This window comes from Xenorhabdus bovienii, from assembly GCF_024721015.1.
Taxonomy (GTDB): Bacteria; Pseudomonadota; Gammaproteobacteria; order Enterobacterales; family Enterobacteriaceae; genus Xenorhabdus; species Xenorhabdus bovienii.
On record NZ_JANAIF010000489.1, the window covers coordinates 1 to 234 of the forward strand.

The 234-nt window shown below is 45.3% G+C and carries 1 protein-coding gene; it reads left to right on the forward strand.

What is annotated here, in order from left to right; translation table 11 throughout:
• Nucleotides 1-35 precede the first annotated feature (35 nt).
• Nucleotides 36-234: hypothetical protein (locus NXS07_RS22765; protein WP_258087704.1), on the forward strand; the 199-nt coding region annotated here is incomplete at its 3' end.

Consider the following 234-nt stretch of genomic DNA (forward strand, 5'->3'; position numbering starts at 1 on the left):
GACAAAACTACAAGGAAATCCAGACTGGGGCCCGTATGATCCAGGTATTTGGGGCATGGCACAGAAAAGGAACGATCATCATGCCTACCTTAAAATACAAAAAAACAAACCTGATCCCGGGACTGGATTTAACAGTAAATGCGAACTACAATCTTGGAACTGAGCAGAACATTGATACTGTCAATGCAAGGTACGACTGGTACGGCAACTCAAAGCCTACAGGTACCAACGGCG